We start from the raw sequence: 15,534 nt of genomic DNA on the forward strand, positions 1-15,534 counted from the left end.
CGCCCCCGGGGCGGTGCGGGCCGTTTCGCGTCATCCCTCGGGCAGTGGCTCCAGGGCTTCGGCCTCCGCATCGGCCTCCTCCACCGCCTCCTGCGTCCGGGCGCCGCGCTGCGCCGGGATCGCGGGCAGCAGCCGGTCCGCCATCCGTACCCGGTGCTCGTCCGCGACCTCGCAGAGCCTGCGGGCCGCGTCGCCGAAGCGGACCCGGGACGGCGGGTCCGAGGGGCCAAGGAGCCGGAGCTTCAGGGCGGCCCTGGCCTCGGCGAGCCCGTCGTCCCCGGGACGGCGCACCGATTCCAGGAGCGCGGGCACGCCCGCCGCGTCCGGGGTGAGCAGGGTCGCCGCGCCGGCGGTGGGGAAGGCCTCGCGGAACAGCGCGTCGTCCAGCCCGCTGGTGTTCGCCACCGCGTACGGCTTCTCGCCGGCCAGATAGTCGGTGACCACGCTCGACACATCGCTGATCAGCAGGTCCGCCTCGTTGAAGCAGGAGTACAGCGCGGGCTGCGCGGCGGTGACGACCTGGTGCTCCCGGGCGGGGAGCGACGCCCAGTGGGCCGCCTCCCAGGCCTCGGTCGCGGCGGCGACCGAGGCGGCCCGGCCGGGCTCCGGCGCGCCCTGCACCAGCATCCGTTCGGCGTCGTCGGCGGCGTCGCGGAACGAGGACGCGCTCAGGGACTCCAGCTCCGAGGCCCGCCGGGCGAGTTCGGCCGCGGCCCCGGGGCCGGGAGGGGGTCCGGGGCGCTCGCGGTTGGCCCGGCCGATCATCGCCCGGATGCGGAAGTCCGCCGCCCCGGCCCGGGGGTCGACCGAGCCCGTCATGGGGTGCGGCTTGTAGAGCAGCCGGACCCCGGGGTCGGCGAGCAGGGCCCCCACGATGTTCTCGCCGGCCAGGACGACCGAGGTGTTGCCCGGGTTGCCGTCCCAGCCCTCCCAGGTCGGGGCGTAGAGCACGGTCGTGCACGGGCCCGTGGGCGGCCCCGCGTACGGGGCGATCGAGGCCAGCTGGGGGCGGCCGATCTCCACCACGTCGGCGTCCCGGACGCCGACGTCGGCCAGGGCGTAGCGCTCGCGCGCGGCCGGACCGGCGACCCACACCTCGTCGTACGCCTTCGCGTACGGGTTGCAGCTGGAGAGCTTGTCGCTCTCCCCGTGGTTGACGAAGGCGTGCTTGATCGTGGGGATGCGCAGGACCTGCGAGGTCTTGCCCGAGTTCGCGGGGTGGATCATCAGCTTGAGGGCCGACTGTTCCAGCCGGAGGAGCTGGGCGACCTTCGGGAGGCACACGACGGGGATGTCCGTCGCGCCGATGCGCTGCATCATGAAGCGCTCGCGCAGGACGATCAGCGGGCGGCCGTCGAGCCCGGCCAGCGCGTCCAGCCACATGTTGGCCTGGTAGGCGGACGAGGCGCCGCCCGAGAAGTACAGGCCGACGGTCGGCCGGTAGTCGGCGAGCCAGGCGTCGAACCACGCCTGCACCTCGTCGGGCGACGCGGGCCGGCGGCGTACCAGAGCCCACCCCAGCCGGGCCAGGGCGGCGGCCGTGAGCGCGGCCGACAGTGCGATGCCCGCCGTGGCGTACTCCGTGCGGTCGCTCGCCGCGGTGAGCAGCAGCCCCGCGGACGCCGGAAGGCCGAGGAGCAGCAGCCGCAGGCCGTGCCGCCGGGTCAGCAGGGCCGGGGGTGCCGGGGTGATCCGCAGCGCCGAGGCGTCGATGTTGCGGGTGAGCAGCGGCAGCGTCCGGGTGGCGCGGACCCGGATCGCGGCCGCGTGGGTGGCGAAGTGCAGCGCGTAGAAGAGCAGCAGACCGAGCACCACGGGCAGATAGGCCGATTCCCGGTGCGGGCCGTCCAGCCGGAGCACCCCGACGAGTAGCAGGAAGTCACAGGTCAGGCGGCGGATCATGGTGTCCGCCCGGACCTTGGCGAGCAGCGCGACCCGGCCGGGCCACCAACGGTGCAGGGCCGCTTCGCTGCCGAGGACGGCTGCGGTCGCCACGACGAGCAGCGGGACGTGCGGTACGACGGCTGCCGCGGCCTGCACGGCGAAGGCCACCGCCGGCAGGGCGAGCGGGAGGGCCTTCGCGGCGGACCGCAGAACAGGGGGGAGTGGTTGCACGGGTGGGACTCCAAAGAGCTCGAGCTCTTGTGTACGGCGGGGGGTGGCACCAGTGGGGGATTCGGCGCCCACGATATGGAAGTCGTCTCATCCGTTTATGAGGCAGTCGTGAAAGCTCGGTGAGAAAGGAGAGCCCGCGTGCAACCAATCGGCGGGATGCCGAACGCGCGCCGGAAGAGCCCGGAAAAGAGCGGATCGGTTACGGCCGGCCGGCGCTTTTCCTCCGGATGTGTCGGCAACGGGGGTGCGCGGGCTGTTTTGTCACGTATCGGACAGTGATTCTGACTAAGGTCAGCCGACAGGTCGCAGCTGCGACAGGACCGCCAACTCATCGTGCATCTCATCGTGGGGGCAGAAACTGTGAAGGCTCTCGTACTTTCCGGTGGGGCAGGCACCCGGCTCCGTCCCATCACCCATACCTCGGCCAAACAGCTGGTCCCGGTGGCGAACAAACCGGTGCTGTTCTACGGCCTGGAGGCGATCGCGGAAGCCGGTATCACCGACGTCGGCATCATCGTGGGCGACACCGAGGAGGAGATCCGCGCTGCGGTCGGCGACGGCTCCCGCTTCGGCATCGACGTCACCTACATCCCGCAGGCCGAGCCGCTCGGCCTCGCCCACGCGGTCCTGATCGCCCAGCGCTTCCTGGGCGGCGACGACTTCGTCATGTATCTGGGCGACAACTTCATCGTCGGCGGCATCACCGGACTGGTCGAGGGGTTCCGCGCCGACCGGCCGGACGCCCAGATCCTGCTGACACAGGTGCCCGACCCGACCTCGTTCGGCGTCGCCGAGCTGGACCGGGACGGCAGGGTGGTGGCCCTGGAGGAGAAGCCCGAGTACCCCAAGAGCGACCTCGCGCTCGTCGGCGTCTACCTCTTCACCCCGGCCATCCACGAGGCCGTCCGCTCGATCCGCCCGTCCTGGCGCGGCGAGCTGGAGATCACCCACGCCATCCAGTGGCTGATCGACCAGGAACGCGACGTGCGCTCCACCACGATCCGCGGCTACTGGAAGGACACCGGCAACGTCACCGACATGCTGGAGGTCAACCGGACCGTGCTGGAGAGCGTCGAGCCCTGCACCGAGGGCGCCCATGTGGACGACGAGAGCGAGATCATCGGCCGGGTGCTCATCGAGCCCGGCGCCCGGGTCACCCGCAGCCGGATCGTCGGGCCCGCCATCATCGGCAGCGGCTCGGTGATCAGCGACGCCTATGTCGGGCCGTTCACCTCGGTCTCCCAGAACTGCCGCATCGAGGACAGCGAGATCGAGTACTCCATCGTGCTGCGGGGCGCCTCGATCGACGGCGTCCGGCGCGTCGAGGCCTCGCTCATCGGGCATGACGTCGAGGTGACCCCCGCCCCCCGCAGCCCGTCCGCCCACCGTCTCGTGCTCGGCGACCACAGCAAGGTACAGATCTCGTCATGACGACCCACCTCCTGGTGACCGGCGGTGCCGGCTTCATCGGCTCGCACTACGTCCGTACGCTGCTCGGCCCGGACGGCCCCGGCGACCTCGCCGTCACCGTGCTCGACAAGCTCACCTACGCGGGCAACCCGGCCAACCTCGACGAGGTCCGCGACCACCCCGGGTTCTCGTTCGTCCAGGGCGACATCTGCGACGCCGAGCTGGTCGGCCGCCTCATGGCCGGGCACGACCAGGTGGTGCACTTCGCCGCCGAGTCGCACGTGGACCGCTCCATCGACGGCGGCGCCGCCTTCGTCCGTACCAACGTCGTGGGCACCCACACCCTCGTCCACGCCGCGCGGCTGGCGGGCGTGCGGACCTTCGTGCACGTCTCGACCGACGAGGTCTACGGCTCCATCGAGGAGGGCTCCTGGACCGAGCGCGAGCCGCTCGCGCCCAACTCCCCGTACTCCGCATCCAAGGCGTCGAGCGACCTGATCGCCCTCGCGTACCACCGCACCCACGGGCTCGACGTGCGGGTGACCCGCTGCTCCAACAACTACGGCCACCACCACTTCCCCGAGAAGGTCATCCCCCTCTTCGTCACCCAGCTGCTGGACGGCCTGCCGGTCCCGCTGTACGGGGACGGGGGCCATGTGCGCGACTGGCTGCACATCGACGACCACGTCCAGGGCATCGAACTCGTGCGCACCAAGGGCGCCGCGGGCGAGGTCTACAACATCGGCGGCGGCACCGAGCTCTCCAACAAGGAGCTGACCGGACTGCTCCTGGAGGCCTGCGGCGCCGACTGGGACACCGATGTCCGCCATGTCGAGGACCGCAAGGGCCACGACCGGCGCTACTCCGTCGACTGCGCCAAGATCCGCGATGAGCTGGGCTACGAGCCCCGCAAGGACTTCCGCACCGGGCTCGCCGAGACCGTGCGCTGGTACCGCGACAACCGCGCCTGGTGGGAGCCGCTGAAGGCGAGGGCAGCCCTGTGAACCCGGTCTGGCTGGTCACCGGCGCCGCCGGGATGCTGGGGCAGGACCTGCTCGCCGCCCTCGCCCGTGAGGACGTCACCGTCGTCGGCGCGGGCCGCACGGCCCTGGACATCGCCGACCCGGACCGGGTCCACGAGGTCTTCGCCGCGCACCGGCCCGCCGTCGTCGTCAACTGCGCGGCCTGGACCGCCGTCGACGAGGCCGAGAGCCGCGAGGACGAGGCCCTGCGGGTCAACGGCACCGGCCCCGCCGTCCTGGCCGCCGCCTGCCGCGAGCACGGCAGCGTGCTGCTCCATGTCTCCACCGACTACGTGTTCGCCGGGGACGGCGGGCGCCCGTACGCCGAGAACGACCCCACCGGCCCGCGCAGCGCGTACGGACGCACCAAGCTGGCGGGCGAGCGCGCCGTGCTGGAGACCCTTCCCGGCACCGGCTACGTGGTGCGCACCGCCTGGCTCTACGGCGCGGGCGGCGCCAACTTCGTCCGCACGATGATCAGGCTCGAAGGCGTCAAGGACACCCTCGACGTGGTGGACGACCAGCGCGGCCAGCCCACCTGGACCGTCGACCTGGCCGCCCGGCTGGTGCGGCTGGGCCGCGCCGCGCTCGACGGCAGCGCACCGGCGGGCGTCTACCACGGCACCAGCGGCGGCGAGACGACCTGGTTCGGCTTCACCCGGGAGATCTTCCGGCTGCTCGGCGCCGACCCGGACCGCGTGCGCCCCACCACCAGCGGCGCGTACCCCAGGCCCGCGCCCCGGCCCGCGTTCAGCGTGCTGGCGCACGACCGGTTCGCGGCGGCCGGGATCGAGCCCATCCGGGACTGGCGCACGGCCCTGGGCGAGGCGTTCCCCGCGCTGCTCGCCGCGGAACGCCCCTGAATCAGCGCCCGGCCGGGCTGAGCGGCTGGTCCTCCGTCCGCCCGCCGGGCACCGGTGCGCCGGCCGCCGCCCGCAGCCGCGCGTAGTACGCCTCGCACGCCTCGTACGACGGCAGCAGCCCCTGCTCCTCGGCCGCGGCCAGCGACGGGGCCGAGGCATCCTTCGCGGACAGCAGCGGCGCGATGTCCGAGGGCCACGCGATCCCCAGTTCCGCGTCGAGCGGATCGACGCCGTGCTCACGCCCGGGCGCGTAACCCTCCGAGCAGAGGTACAGCACGCGCGCGTCGTCCGTCAGCGCCATGAAGGCGTGCCCGAGCCCCTCCGCGAGGTACAGCGCCCGGTGATCGGTGTCGTCCAGCCGCACGGCCTCCCACCGCTTGTACGTGGGGGAGCCGGTCCGGACGTCCACGACGACATCCAGCACCGCGCCGCTCACGCACTTCACGTACTTCGCCTGGCCCGGCGGGACGTCGGCGAAGTGGATCCCGCGCAGCGTGCCCCGCCGGGAGGTGGAGAAGTTGGCCTGCGCGAGTCCCAGCGCATGCCCCGCCGCCGCGCCGAGATCCGCCGCCCTGAACCACTCGTGGAAACTGCCGCGGCCGTCCGGGATGACCTCGGGCTCGTGCACCCAGGCCCCTGGAATGGAGAGCCGGCGCATGCGATCACGTCCTTGTCCTCAGAGTTCCCCCGCCGGGGGTGTCCGGCCGGGGTGCCGATGACTGCTGCAACGAGCCGGGGGCGGGTGCGGATACGCATACGTAGTGGTGCGGACCGGACGAACCGGGTCCAGAGGGCGGAACGCGCGGGCGCCGGATCCCCAACCTCACGTAGATTGCGGATTCCGATCGAGGACGAACCACGGGGGATGCGCGTGTCAGGGGCAAGGCAGGGCGTCACGGAAGCCCGCAGGATCGTGGTCAAGGTCGGTTCCTCCTCCCTCACCACGGCCGTCGGCGGCCTCGACGCCGACCGGGTCGACGCACTCGTCGACGTGCTCGCCAAGGTGCGCGGCGGCGGTGAGCGCGAGGTCGTCCTCGTCTCCAGCGGCGCCATCGCGGCCGGACTCGCCCCGCTCGGACTGCACCGCAGACCCAAGGACCTGGCCAGGCAGCAGGCCGCCGCCAGCGTCGGCCAGGGACTGCTGGTCGCCCGCTACACCGCCTCGTTCGCCCGCTACGGCGTCCGCGTCGGCCAGGTGCTGCTCACCAGCAACGACACCAGCCGCCGCGCCCACTACCGCAACGCCTACCGCACCCTGGACCAGCTCCTGGACATGGGCGCGCTGCCCGTCGTCAACGAGAACGACACCGTCGCCACCGACGAGATCCGCTTCGGCGACAACGACCGCCTCGCCGCGCTCGTCGCCCACCTCGTCCGCGCCGACCTGCTGATCCTCCTCTCGGACGTGGACGGCCTCTACGACGGCGACCCGAGCATCCCGGGCACCACCCGCATCGCGGAGGTCAGGGGACCCGCCGATCTGGCCGGGGTCAGCATCGGCAGCGCCGGCAAGGCGGGCGTCGGGACCGGCGGCATGGTCACCAAGGTCGAGGCCGCCCGCATCGCCACGGCCGCCGGCGTCCCCGTCGTCCTCACCTCCGCCAGCCGCGCCGCCGACGCGCTGGCGGGCCGCGACACCGGTACGTACTTCCACCGCACCGGCCGCCGCTCCGCCGACCGGCTGCTCTGGCTCGCCCACGCCTCCACCCCGCAGGGTTCGCTGACCCTGGACGACGGGGCCGTGCGGGCGGTCGTCGAGCGCCACAGCTCGCTGCTGCCGGCTGGGATCGCCTCGGTCGAGGGCGACTTCACCGCGGGCGACCCGGTGGAACTGCGCGATCTGCGGGGGCGGCCGGTGGCACGCGGGCTCGTCAACTTCGACGCCAAGGAGATCCCGCAGCTGCTGGGCCGGTCCACCCGCGACCTGGCGCGCGAACTCGGCCCCGCCTACGAGCGCGAGGTCGTACACAGGGACGATCTCGTCGTCCTGCACGGCTGACACACCCCCTGAAACGGCTGAAAGTCCGGCCATCGGGCAAAGACCTTCCCGAAAACCGCCCCATGCCGGGCCGAGGACTGGTCCACTTTGTAGCAGGGACACTGCGGGGTACAGCACAGCAACACATCACAGGAGGCCGCCGGTGAGACGAGCGCGCCCGGGGGCGCCGCCCCGAGGAACGGGTGGCCGCACCCTGACCAGCGTCGGAGCGGGGGCGGACTTCGACGGGAGCAGGCCGGCGGACCGAAGGGACGAGTGCACCACCCGCACGGAACCGGCGGCCGGCCAGGACCACACCCAGTCCAAGCTGTGGCACATCACGCTCTGCGTCTCCGGTGCCGAGATCCCGCTCAAGGAGGTCAGACGCGGCCTCGAACAGCTCGCGCACGACCATCCCTTCCTGCTGACCAGCCGCTACGCCAACGACCACGCGGAGATCCGCTACTGGGAAGAGGCCCGTGACCTGCACGACGCGGCGGCGGTCGCCCTGCGGCTGTGGGGCGAGCACCGCTCCAGCGCCGGCCTGCCGCCCTGGGTGATCGTCGGCCTGGAGGTCATCGACCGCGAGACGTACCACCAGCGCATCGCCGAGGGGTACGGTCCGCCCCCGGCCGCCCCGGTCGGGGTGCACCCGTACTGACCTGCGGCCGTTACGGGACGGCTGTCTCGCATCACGGGATACGTGACGGATGCCCGCAGTGTGCGCACTACTCTGCGGGCATGACCACGCTTTCGCCGTACGACAACATGTCCCCGGTGGCCCAGGCCGCCTACCGGGCCCGCTCCGCAGCCGCCGACATCGCGCCACTTCCGCGCGCGGCGAAGGACGACGCGCTGCTGGCGATCGCGGACGCGCTCGAAGTACGGACGAGTGACATCCTCGCGGCCAACGCCGAGGACGTGGCACGCGCCCGCGAGGCCGGGACCAGCGAGTCCGTCGTCGACCGGCTGACCCTCACCCCGGAGCGCATCCGCGCCATCGCCGCCGACGTGCGGGACGTCGCCGCGCTGCCCGACCCGGTCGGCGAGGTCGTGCGCGGCTCGACCCTGCCCAACGGCATCGACCTGCGCCAGGTCCGGGTGCCGCTCGGCGTGGTCGGGATCATCTACGAGGCACGCCCCAACGTCACGGTGGACGCCGCGGCCCTCTGCCTGAAGTCGGGCAACGCCGTCCTGCTGCGCGGCTCGTCGTCGGCGTTCGCCTCCAACACCGCGCTGGTGCGGGTGCTGCGCGACGCGGTCGGCGGCTCCGGCCTGCCGGCCGACGCGGTGCAGCTGGTGCCGGGCGAGAACCGCGACTCGGTACGCGAGCTGATGCGGGCCCGCGGCCTGGTGGACGTCCTCATCCCGCGCGGCGGCGCCTCGCTGATCCGCACGGTCGTCGAGGAGTCCACCGTCCCGGTCATCGAGACCGGCACCGGCAACTGCCATGTGTACGTGGACGCGCGGACCGACCTCGACATGGCCGTCTCCATCCTGGTCAACTCCAAGGCCCAGCGCCCCAGCGTCTGCAACGCCGCCGAGACCCTGCTGGTCCACAAGGACATCGCCGACGCCTTCCTGCCCCGCGCCCTGGACGCCCTGGCCGAGGCCGGCGTGACCGTGCACGGCGACGAGCGGGTGCTGGAGTACGCGGAGGGGTCCAAGGCCACCGTGGTGGCGGCGACGCCGGAGGACTGGGAGACCGAGTACCTCTCGTACGACATCGCGGCGGCGGTCGTGGAGTCGCTGGACGCGGCCGTGGCGCACATCCGGCTCTGGTCGTCCGGCCACACCGAGGCGATCGTGACCACCTCGCAGGCGGCGGCCCGCCGGTTCACCCAGTTGGTGGATTCCACGACGGTGGCCGTCAACGCCTCCACGCGGTTCACCGACGGCGGTCAGTTCGGATTCGGCGCCGAGATCGGTATCTCCACGCAGAAGCTGCACGCCAGGGGCCCCATGGGGCTGCCGGAGCTGACGTCGACGAAGTACATCGTGACCGGGGACGGCCATGTGAGGTGACCCCCCGGATGCGCCGGATGTGCCGTCTCCCTGCCGAAAACGACGCGCCGGGGCTAGGCTGAAGCCGTGCCGGACGACGTGGGGGGCAGGCCGTTCCCGAACGGCTGGGAGCCCGACGACGACCGCGGGGGCGCGGACGAGGACTTCGCCTCCGTGGTGTTCGACGAGGACTTCGTGCGGGCCGCCGAGGTCCATGAACCCACCGCCGTCGAGCGCCTGTTGGCCGCCGCAGAGGCACGCGCCGAGGCCGACGCCTTCCGGGCCGGGGCCGGCGGCGGCCCCCTGGACGACGACTTCTACGACGACTACGGGCCGGGCGGCGCCTACGGCCGCAGGAGCGCCTACGGCGACGGCCCGGACGGCGGCGGCTGTGACAGCGGCCCCTACGGGCGGCACGGCGGCTCCCTGCGCCCCTACCGGGGTGCGGCCCGCTGGCACCGGCCGGTCGCCTGGCTGCTGGCCGTCCTGATGGGCGTCGGCATGGTCGCCCTGGCCTTCAGCGCCGTCTACCGCAACACCTCGGGCGACCGGCAGGACCAGGTCCCGCCGCCGGCCACCAGCGGTGTGGACAGTGCCCCCGGGCCCACCGCCGCCCCGTCCGCCGCGCAGAGCTACTCCCGCCCGATGGTCTCCGCGGTCCCGCGCACGCCCTGACGGCGCAACCCGTGCGGAACTCCCCGGTGGTTGCCTTCCGCCACCGCGTTTACCTTCGTCTCAATCGACCGAACCTGAAGGTATGAAGATGTGACCCCTCGTCCGTTCGAACCATGTGCTCGAACGGACGAGGGGGCTTCTCACCTGTCCGCCGGTCGGTGGCGTGGAGTCGGGAGAAGTCATGGCACACCGCGGAGACACACCGGACGGACCGTCGGACAACGGCGCGAGCGGCAGCGAGGACGAGTACCGCTCGCTCGTCTTCGACGAGTCCTTCGTCCGTGCCGCGCGGTTGCAGGAGTTCTCCGCCCAGGAACGCATGGGCGAACACGCCCGTGCCGTCCGCAGCCTGCCGGGACGGAGCTTCCGCACCGGCTCCCGGGCCGCACTCGTCCTGGCACTCCTGATCGCCCTGGCTTTCGGCACGGCCGTCTTCATGGGCTTCCGCCACCCCTACCAGAGCCCCGTCGGCCGCCGGGCCGAGCCGCTGCGGATGACCGTCGTCCCCCTGGCCCCGCGCGGCGCCGTCCCGGGCGGCACCCCGGCCGAGCTCTTCCGAGGCAGCCCCGCCGCCCCGTACCCCAAGGGCGCGGAAGGCATCAACTTCCCCGTCACCCGGCGGACGGCCAACTTCTCCGATAGCCAGGTCGTCACCGCCCTGACCACCGTCAAGGACTATCTGGTGGCCTCCTCGCTCGACCCCGACGTGCTCACCGGGAACGCCGTGCGGCCGGTGGAGGGACTGCTCGACCCGGACCAGATGGACCAGTTCGACCGGAGCATGAACGAGCCGTACAACGACGGGCAGCACGCCGCGACCGGCTGGCTGGTGCGCTTCGACCCGGCCGAGGTCACCCCCGACCCCGAGATCCGCGTCCGGGGCACCCTGCGCTACGCCGAGGTGGGCGCAGACGCCCTGGAGGTCGTCTCGGACCACACCTTCACCTACGCGCTCCGCCCGGCCGTCTCCGGCCCCCAGCAGTCCGGCGGGGCCTCGCTGTTCACCGTCAGGCGGGAGATGCGCTTCCGGTTCGACCGGGAGGATCTGCGGCTGCGCCGCCTGGAGGTGCAGACCAGCTACCTCCAGGCCGGACCGCAGTCCTGCTCGGACGACACCACCGGCGCGCTGCGGCCGCTGCTCGCGGGGGAGCGGGCCGTCTCCCGGGGCCCCGCGGGCACCGACCCGTACGCGACGGGCCGGCCCACCGCGGCGCTGTGCGGGACGCTGGACGTCAGCTCCCTGCCGTCCCGGGCTCCTGCGGCCCCTCCTCCGTCCCCGGCGAGTCCTGGGAGCCCGTAGCGTCGTCGCCCCTGGCGCCCCCGCCTCCGCCCGTGAACTTGTCGCGGAGCTTTCCGCCCAGGTCCCCGGCACCGCCCGCTATCCCGCCGACCAGCTTCATCAGCGGGTCCTTGCTGTTGCGCACCGAATCGGCGTAGTGCGAGGCGGACTCCTTGAAGGCGTCCGTCACCGAGGTGTCCTTGTCCTCGTCGCGCCGGGGGTAGTGGCCGTCCATGATCCGCTGGTAGTCCCGGGTCTCGGACCACTTCTTCAGCTCGGCGGCGCGCACCGTGGTGAACGGGTGCGAGCGGGGGAGCACGTTGAGGATCTTGAGGACGGAGTCGCGCAGGTCGCCGCTCTTCTCGTACTCGTCGGCCTGGGCGAGGAAGGCGTCCACATTCATCTCGTGGAGGTGATTGCCGCCGGCGATCTTCATCAGGCCGCGCATCGAGGCCTGGAGGTCCTGGCCCACCAGCAGCCCGGCCCGGTCCGCGGACAGCTCCGACTTGCGGAACCACTCGCGCAGCGCGGTGACGATCGCCATGATCGCCACGTTGCCGAGGGGGATCCAGGCGACCTTGAGGGCGAGATTGGTGAGGAAGAGCAGGATCGTGCGGTACACGGCGTGGCCGGACAGGGCGTGTCCCACCTCGTGGCCGACGACGGCCCGCATCTCCTCCTCGTCGAGCAGCTCGACCAGCCCCGTGGTCACCACGATGATCGGCTCGTCCAGCCCGATGCACATGGCGTTGGGCTGCGGGTCCTGGTTGACGTACATCGGCGGGACCTTCTCCAGGTCCAGGATGTAACACGCGTCCCGCAGCATGTCGTTGAGGTGGGCGAACTGGGCGTCGCTCACCCGGACGGAGTCCGACAGGAAGAGCAGTCGCAGACTGCGCTCCGGGAGCAGTCCGCTCAACGCCTTGAAGACGGTGTCGAAGCCGGTCAGCTTGCGCAGCGCGACCAGCGCGGAGCGGTCCGCCGGGTGTTCGTAGGCCCGGGAGGAGATTCCCGGGAAACGCCTGCGCTGCCTGCTCGGCACGTGCTCGTGGCTCTCGTGGCTGCCATCGGTCATGGATGCTCCCCCTGTTTCGTACGAGACGACGCTCGCCCCCCTGACAAACCCAGCCTAGGTGCTGGGGCTACGGTGTGCGGGGGGCTGTGGACAACTGAGGAGACGCCCGACATGCCGCACACCGTTGCTCTGCTCGCCGCCGCATCCGACGGTCAGGGACCCGGCAACACGCTCCGCATCGTGCTGCTCGCCTCCCTCGTCGGGGCGGCGCTGCTCGCCTGGTTCCTGCTGCGTGGATACCGCAACGACGACCACAACGACTGAGTCGGCGTGAGCGTGCCCGGGGCGCCCGCATACGATGTCCGCGACGTCTTCCCTCCGACTCCCGATCGATAGGTCCTGCCGAAGATGAGCCTCACGAGCACCGCACACCAGCTGGTCACCGTCGCCGCCGAGGGCGAGCACGGCGGCAACCACGAAAGCCTCAGCCCCTACCTCACCGGTGGCGGTGCGTTTGTCGCGCTTCTCCTCCTTCTGTGGATCACCACCCGCTTCAACCGCGACCGCTGAGGCCGAGGCGTACAGCTGTGCCAGTAGGCTCTGCACGCATGGGAGAGCAGGAAGTGCCTACCGGCCGTGGAAAGCGCCGCCTCGGCGTGATGGGCGGGACGTTTGACCCGATTCATCATGGACACCTGGTGGCGGCCAGTGAAGTGGCCGCCCAGTTCCACCTCGACGAGGTGATCTTCGTTCCGACCGGGCAGCCGTGGCAGAAGAGCCACAAGCAGGTCTCCCCGGCCGAGGACCGTTATCTGATGACGGTCATCGCGACGGCGTCCAACCCGCAGTTCTCGGTCAGCCGCAGCGACATCGACCGCAACGGTCCCACGTACACGATCGACACCCTGCGGGACCTGCGCGCGGTCCACGGTGACGCGGACCTCTTCTTCATCACGGGCGCCGACGCGCTCTCCCAGATCCTCACCTGGCGCGACGCCGACGAGCTGTTCTCGCTGTCCCACTTCATCGGTGTGACCCGGCCGGGGCACGTGCTCACGGACGACGGGCTGCCGGAGGGGGGCGTCTCCCTGGTGGAGGTGCCCGCGCTCGCGATCTCCTCCACGGACTGCCGCGGGAGGGTCGCCCAGGGAGATCCGGTCTGGTACCTGGTTCCGGACGGTGTGGTCCGCTACATCGACAAGCGCCAGCTGTACCGCGGCGAATGAGCCACGGAGAGGGGCACCGGTGAACGACCGACAGAATCCGTACGACCCGTACTACCAGCAGCCGCAGATCGTCGGCTACGACGAGTACGGGCAGCCGGTGTACCAGCAGCCCGGTCAGCAGCAGTCCGGTCAGCAGCAGTACGACCCGTACGCACAGCAGCAACAGCAACAACAGCAGGGCCAGCAGTCCCACCAGCAAGGTCAGCAGGGCCAGCACGGCGGCCAGGGTTACGGCTACGACCCGTACGCCCAGCAGCAGCCCCCCGCCCCGCCCCCGCAGCAGTACGACCCGTACGCCGGTCAGCAGCACCAGCAGCAGCCTCAGCAGGGGTACGGATACGGATACGACGGGTACGGCTACGACACGGGGCAGCAGCCCGCCGCCGTCGACACGACCCAGCAGTGGAACATCCCGCAGCAGGCCCCGCCCCCGCCCCCCGCTCCTGCCCCCGCACCGCCGGAGCCCGCGGCCCCCGCAGGGGAGCCGGACGCCGAGGCGGCCGTCCCCGGGCAGCGGCGCGGCGACCGGGACTACCGCACCGAGCAGTTCTCCTTCATCGAGGAGCCCGACGAGGACTCCGAAGACGTCATCGACTGGCTCAAGTTCACCGAGAGCCGCAGCGAGCGCCGTGAGGAGGCGCGCCGGCGCGGCCGCAACCGGCTGGTCGCGCTGGTCGTCGTGGCGGTCCTGGCCGTGGTCGGCGGTGTCGGCTACCTGTGGTCCGCCGGCAAGATCCCCGGCCTGTCCGGCGGGGAGAAGGAGAACACCGCGACGACCGGTCCGCAGCGCCGGGACGTGATCGTGGTCCACCTCCACAACACCAAGGGCGGCGGCACGTCCACGGCCCTGCTCGTCGACAACGTCACCACCAAGCAGGGGACCACGGTCCTGCTGCCCAACTCGCTCGCCGTCGCCGACGAGGACGGGGTCACGACCACGCTCGGCAAGTCGGTCGAGGACGACGGCACCTCCGGGACCCGGGAGTCCATCGACACCCTGCTCGGCACCGACATCAGTGGCACCTGGCGGCTCGACACCCCGTACCTGGAGAACCTCGTCGACCTGGTCGGCAACATCGAGGTGGACACCGACACCGATGTGCCCGACCCCAAGAAGGGCGCCGGGCCCCTGGTCAAGAAGGGCGAGGCGCAGACGCTCAGCGGTCCGATGGCCGTCGCGTACGCCACGTACCGGGGCCCCGACGAGGCCGAGACCAAGCAGCTGATGCGCTTCGGCCAGGTCATGCGCGGGGTGCTGCGGAAGATCTCGGACGACCCGAAGGCCGCGACGGTCACCGTGCAGACGCTGGCCCAGATCCTCGACCCGTCGCTGCCCGAGAAGGACCTCGGCGCCTCGCTGGCGAAGCTCGCCGAGCACGCCAAGGTCGGCGACTACAAGACGGCGGTGCTGCCGGTCCAGGACGACGGCACCCTCACCGACGCGGCCACCGAGAGCGTCGTCAAGGACATCCTCGGCGGCACCGTCAAGGCGCCGGACGCGGACGCGGCCGTACGGGTCGGCGTCAAGAACGGCACGGGCAGCGACCGGGGCACGGAGTCGGCCCGGATCAAGCTGGTCAACGGCGGCTTCGCCTACGTCGGCGGCGGGAAGTCCGGGACGGTGGCCTCCTCGCAGGTCGTCTACGCCGACGCGCCGGGCAAGGAGAAGGCGACCCAGGTCGCCAAGACCCTCGGACTGCCGACGAGCGCGGTGAAGAAGGGCAAGCCGGCCGGGAACGCGGACGTGTCGGTCGTCCTCGGCCAGGACTACAAGATCGAGTAGGCCCGCCGGGCGGTATCGGTACCAGGGGCGGCTTCCGGAGGGTTCGCAGGCCGCCCCTGGGCCGTCCGGGGCCTCACCGGACACCGCCGTACGGCTCCCGGGCGGCCACGGGAAAACGACTGCGTGGGTTGTCGGCGGTCCGTGAGACCCTAGAGGTCGATCTG

15 protein-coding genes are annotated in these 15,534 nt (G+C 71.8%); 12 read left to right on the forward strand and 3 right to left on the reverse strand.

The window, feature by feature from the left end; all coding sequences use genetic code 11:
- Positions 1 to 30: 30 nt before the first annotated feature.
- Entirely contained in the window at positions 31 to 2,115 is a 2,085-nt protein-coding gene (locus tag RLT58_RS24255; protein WP_311312472.1) for a hypothetical protein, read from the reverse strand.
- A gap of 360 nt (positions 2,116 to 2,475) precedes the next feature.
- Here RLT58_RS24255 and RLT58_RS24260 point away from each other — a divergent pair, with 360 nt between their 5' ends.
- Genes RLT58_RS24260 through rfbD form a run of 3 tightly spaced genes read left to right on the forward strand, consistent with a single transcriptional unit; the run spans position 2,476 to position 5,410 of the window.
- Complete coding sequence (locus RLT58_RS24260) at positions 2,476 to 3,546, forward strand: glucose-1-phosphate thymidylyltransferase (protein WP_311312473.1); 1,071 nt, start codon at positions 2,476 to 2,478, stop codon at positions 3,544 to 3,546.
- Positions 3,543 to 4,529 carry a dTDP-glucose 4,6-dehydratase gene (gene rfbB, locus RLT58_RS24265; RefSeq protein ID WP_311312474.1) on the forward strand — a complete coding sequence of 329 codons (987 nt, stop codon included), beginning with the start codon at positions 3,543 to 3,545 and terminating at the stop codon, positions 4,527 to 4,529. The genes RLT58_RS24260 and rfbB overlap by 4 nt, the downstream gene beginning before the upstream one ends.
- A gap of 32 nt (positions 4,530 to 4,561) precedes the next feature.
- The gene (gene rfbD / locus RLT58_RS24270; protein ID WP_311314629.1) at positions 4,562 to 5,410 is read left to right on the forward strand and encodes a dTDP-4-dehydrorhamnose reductase; all 849 of its coding nucleotides are present in this window, start codon (positions 4,562 to 4,564) and stop codon (positions 5,408 to 5,410) included.
- 1 nt (position 5,411) lies between these two features.
- Here rfbD and RLT58_RS24275 read toward each other — a convergent pair whose 3' ends face one another.
- Positions 5,412 to 6,068, reverse strand: coding sequence for a dTDP-4-dehydrorhamnose 3,5-epimerase family protein (locus RLT58_RS24275; RefSeq protein WP_311312475.1), 657 nt, complete (start codon positions 6,066 to 6,068; stop codon positions 5,412 to 5,414).
- A gap of 207 nt (positions 6,069 to 6,275) precedes the next feature.
- Between RLT58_RS24275 and proB the strand changes: the two genes are divergently transcribed.
- From proB to RLT58_RS24300, 5 genes are all read left to right on the forward strand, one after another.
- Positions 6,276 to 7,409, forward strand: a complete 1,134-nt coding sequence (gene proB / locus RLT58_RS24280) for a glutamate 5-kinase (protein ID WP_311312476.1) — start codon at positions 6,276 to 6,278, stop codon at positions 7,407 to 7,409.
- 142 nt (positions 7,410 to 7,551) lie between these two features.
- Positions 7,552 to 8,049: a DUF8830 family protein gene (locus RLT58_RS24285; protein ID WP_311312477.1), complete on the forward strand. Its 498-nt coding sequence runs from the start codon at positions 7,552 to 7,554 to the stop codon at positions 8,047 to 8,049.
- Positions 8,050 to 8,129: 80 nt separating this feature from the next.
- The gene (locus RLT58_RS24290) at positions 8,130 to 9,413 is read left to right on the forward strand and encodes a glutamate-5-semialdehyde dehydrogenase (protein WP_311312478.1); all 1,284 of its coding nucleotides are present in this window, start codon (positions 8,130 to 8,132) and stop codon (positions 9,411 to 9,413) included.
- Between the two features lie 66 nt (positions 9,414 to 9,479).
- Entirely contained in the window at positions 9,480 to 10,067 is a 588-nt protein-coding gene (locus RLT58_RS24295) for an SCO2584 family spore wall biosynthesis protein (RefSeq protein ID WP_311312479.1), read from the forward strand.
- A 181-nt stretch (positions 10,068 to 10,248) separates the two neighbouring features.
- Positions 10,249 to 11,367, forward strand: coding sequence for an SCO2583 family membrane protein (locus RLT58_RS24300; protein WP_311312480.1), 1,119 nt, complete (start codon positions 10,249 to 10,251; stop codon positions 11,365 to 11,367).
- Here the strand turns inward: RLT58_RS24300 and RLT58_RS24305 are convergent.
- Complete coding sequence (locus tag RLT58_RS24305) at positions 11,300 to 12,421, reverse strand: M48 family metallopeptidase (RefSeq protein ID WP_311312481.1); 1,122 nt, start codon at positions 12,419 to 12,421, stop codon at positions 11,300 to 11,302. The genes RLT58_RS24300 and RLT58_RS24305 overlap by 68 nt on opposite strands.
- Before the next feature lie 111 nt (positions 12,422 to 12,532).
- On the opposite strand from RLT58_RS24305, the gene RLT58_RS24310 reads away from it, so the two are divergent.
- From RLT58_RS24310 to RLT58_RS24325, 4 genes are all read left to right on the forward strand, one after another.
- Positions 12,533 to 12,685, forward strand: coding sequence for a hypothetical protein (locus tag RLT58_RS24310; protein ID WP_311312482.1), 153 nt, complete (start codon positions 12,533 to 12,535; stop codon positions 12,683 to 12,685).
- An 84-nt stretch (positions 12,686 to 12,769) separates the two neighbouring features.
- On the forward strand, positions 12,770 to 12,931 hold the full coding sequence (locus RLT58_RS24315) for a hypothetical protein (RefSeq protein WP_266778681.1): 162 nt from the start codon (positions 12,770 to 12,772) through the stop codon (positions 12,929 to 12,931).
- 38 nt (positions 12,932 to 12,969) lie between these two features.
- Positions 12,970 to 13,587, forward strand: coding sequence for a nicotinate-nucleotide adenylyltransferase (gene nadD / locus RLT58_RS24320; protein ID WP_311312483.1), 618 nt, complete (start codon positions 12,970 to 12,972; stop codon positions 13,585 to 13,587).
- A 19-nt stretch (positions 13,588 to 13,606) separates the two neighbouring features.
- Positions 13,607 to 15,370, forward strand: a complete 1,764-nt coding sequence (locus RLT58_RS24325; RefSeq protein WP_311312484.1) for an LCP family protein — start codon at positions 13,607 to 13,609, stop codon at positions 15,368 to 15,370.
- Positions 15,371 to 15,534: the final 164 nt, after the last annotated feature.

It is taken from the genome of Streptomyces sp. ITFR-16 (assembly GCF_031844705.1).
In the GTDB taxonomy this organism is placed as follows: domain Bacteria; phylum Actinomycetota; class Actinomycetes; order Streptomycetales; family Streptomycetaceae; genus Streptomyces.

Excerpts from the sequence above, each read along its gene's own strand:
- RLT58_RS24300 (WP_311312480.1), top strand. The coding sequence starts at position 10,249 with ATGGCACACCGCGGAGACACACCGGACGGACCGTCGGACAACGGCGCG.
- RLT58_RS24305 (WP_311312481.1), bottom strand. The coding sequence starts at position 12,421 with ATGACCGATGGCAGCCACGAGAGCCACGAGCACGTGCCGAGCAGGCAG.
- rfbB (WP_311312474.1), top strand. The coding sequence starts at position 3,543 with ATGACGACCCACCTCCTGGTGACCGGCGGTGCCGGCTTCATCGGCTCG.
- rfbD (WP_311314629.1), top strand. The coding sequence starts at position 4,562 with ATGCTGGGGCAGGACCTGCTCGCCGCCCTCGCCCGTGAGGACGTCACC.
- RLT58_RS24275 (WP_311312475.1), bottom strand. The coding sequence starts at position 6,068 with ATGCGCCGGCTCTCCATTCCAGGGGCCTGGGTGCACGAGCCCGAGGTC.
- RLT58_RS24310 (WP_311312482.1), top strand. The coding sequence starts at position 12,533 with ATGCCGCACACCGTTGCTCTGCTCGCCGCCGCATCCGACGGTCAGGGA.
- RLT58_RS24290 (WP_311312478.1), top strand. The coding sequence starts at position 8,130 with ATGACCACGCTTTCGCCGTACGACAACATGTCCCCGGTGGCCCAGGCC.
- nadD (WP_311312483.1), top strand. The coding sequence starts at position 12,970 with ATGGGAGAGCAGGAAGTGCCTACCGGCCGTGGAAAGCGCCGCCTCGGC.
- RLT58_RS24315 (WP_266778681.1), top strand. The coding sequence starts at position 12,770 with ATGAGCCTCACGAGCACCGCACACCAGCTGGTCACCGTCGCCGCCGAG.
- proB (WP_311312476.1), top strand. The coding sequence starts at position 6,276 with ATGCGCGTGTCAGGGGCAAGGCAGGGCGTCACGGAAGCCCGCAGGATC.